The 2238-nt window shown below is 57.0% G+C and carries 2 protein-coding genes; both read right to left on the minus strand.

Annotated elements, in window-relative coordinates; genetic code table 11:
- Positions 1-477 (minus strand): MarC family NAAT transporter (locus EGI20_RS17655; protein WP_498633025.1); only part of this gene is annotated, 477 nt, incomplete at its 3' end.
- A gap of 19 nt (positions 478-496) precedes the next feature.
- The gene (locus tag EGI20_RS17660; RefSeq protein WP_498633026.1) at positions 497-1690 is read right to left on the minus strand and encodes a glycerophosphodiester phosphodiesterase family protein; all 1194 of its coding nucleotides are present in this window, start codon (positions 1688-1690) and stop codon (positions 497-499) included.
- Between the last annotated feature and the right edge of the window lie 548 nt (positions 1691-2238).

A 2238-nucleotide genomic window follows, 5' to 3' on the forward strand; every position in this document is an offset into this window, starting at 1 on the left:
GGCAATGGCCAGCAAGGTCATGAACATGGCTGCGGCCTTGGCTGGCCAGCTGGAAAGCTCGGCAATTTCAGTCGACAGGCCGATCACCACCGCAATGGTGCCCGGCCCGCTGATTCCGGGCATGGCGATAGGGAAGAAGGCACAATCCTCTTCCTCCACCATTTTGTGATTGTGGCCACTGTCCGGCGGCAAAAACAGCATGCGATAACCGATTACCGCCACCACTAGGCCACCGGCAATACGCAAGGCGCCGTAGGAAATACCGAAGAATTCGAGGATCAGATTACCCGCCATCAGCGATACCGCCATGATGGCGGCGGCGTAAACGCAAGCCATGCGTGCCTGCTCGGCACGCTGGGTCTCGCTCATGCCGCGCGTCAGGCTGATAAAGAGCGGAATCTTGGATAGCGGATTGGTGATGACGATCAGACTGACCAGGCCACCGAACAGATACTGCAGGTAAAATTGCTCAAGCATTTGCTTGCACGGGTTGAGACTAAGCCGGCATTCTATCCGGATTACACGCCCTGCCCAGTCTGGCGTCGTTGTCGCGAAAACCGCTGTCGCCCTCACAACAAAACACCCCTGCGACATTGTGTCGCATCATTCTCGATGACAAATGTGATATTTTTCTGCTCATCTTTGCCCTCTGAACAGAATCGCCATGAACAAGCTGCTGCTTACCGCCCTGCTCGCTACCCTGCCTTTTACGGCCATCGCGCACGAAACCCGCAGCGCCGATCTGACCATCCAGCACCCATGGAGCCGGGTCATGCCGGCAGCCTCGGTCAATGGCGCTGCCTATTTCCTTATCGAAAACACCGGCAAGCAGGCGGATCGCCTGCTTAGCGCCCAGACTCCGCGCGCAAAAAAGGCCGAACTGCACACCCATATCCACGATAACGGCGTGATGCGCATGCGCGAAGTCGAAGGCGGGGTGGCCGTGCCGGCCGGCCTCCATCTTGCCATCCACCGTCACATCATTGCCGTCCAGCAGAAACACCAGTTTGACCGGTGTCTGCTTGCGCAAGGCTTTCAGGTTTGCCGTCTCGAATGACTGAATAAACACGGGGGCATTCTTGCGATTCAGGCCATGCTTTTTCAGGCTGGCCAGCAAGACCGGTTCCAGCGCCAGTTGCTGGGCCGCATGCCAGCTTGGATGCTTGGTTTCCGGGTAGATACCAACCTCGCGCCCGGCCTGTTTGCTGAGTTTTTCACGCAGAGCAAGAATTTCTTCGAAAGTCGGAATCGAGAACTGGCCGTTGAACTCCTGTGGCCGGTCAGCACGCTGCTGAACGGCACGCAGGGTCTTGATTTCGGCCAGGGTAAAGTCCGGCGCAAACCAGCCCTCCTCCTCCACCCCGTCAACCAGCCACTTCTTTTTGCGCTCGGCAAACTCTGGCCGGCTCGCCACATCGGTACTGTCTTTCAGGTTGGGCTCATGACGGGCAATCAATACGCCATCCTTGGTCGAGACCAGATCCGGCTCGATATAGTCTGCACCCAGTTCGACGGCGCGGGCATACGCTTCCAGCGTGTGCTCGGGCAGGTAGCCCGAAGCACCGCGGTGGGCAATCACCAGCGGTGCCTTGCCACTCAGCGTGGGATAGGCCGGAGTTTGCGCGGCGTAAGCAGGCAGGATCAAACAGCTGGCCATCAGGCTGGACAACAAGGCAGAGATCTTCATCATGCACTCCATCATGGTTTTTGATGGCACAAGTATCTATATGGAATGTTACGTTGCCATGATGAAAAGATGACAGATTTGTGCCGGCCGCCATTATCCAAGTTCTTGCCACTTCACCGGCGACTGCTACATTCGCCCTGCTTCATTCTCCCTGCCTGCGGATACGCACATCGACAAAGATCCATAGAACACAAGGCTTTACCGGCTATCTCCCTAGGCGTTGCATGAAAGTAACATCGTGCAATGCAGCATCGTCCGACAACATACAAACTTCTTTACCCAAATACTAATGGCATGCAGACTGCAAAGCGTCGGCGCCTAGCCAGCCCGATCGCGTCGCCCGAGGCCTTGTCTTTACCCTTCGCCAGGTTTTACCTGAATAAAAAAGTCGATGGAGGGGCGCCTGCCATGCAGGACGCAAAGAGTCAGTCAGGGAAGGGCATGCCCGGCGACGCGCAATCGGCTACCATCGTGCTTTACCCTGACACTGCCGCACGATGACCACGCCCCTGCTACCCCGTATTGAAATCCACTATTGCACCGGCTGCCGC

It is taken from the genome of Aquitalea sp. S1-19 (assembly GCF_024343515.1).

What these genes read in the sequence shown, in the direction of transcription:
- EGI20_RS17660 (WP_498633026.1), bottom strand. Translation starts at nt 1,690, where the DNA reads ATGATGAAGATCTCTGCCTTGTTGTCCAGCCTGATGGCCAGCTGTTTG.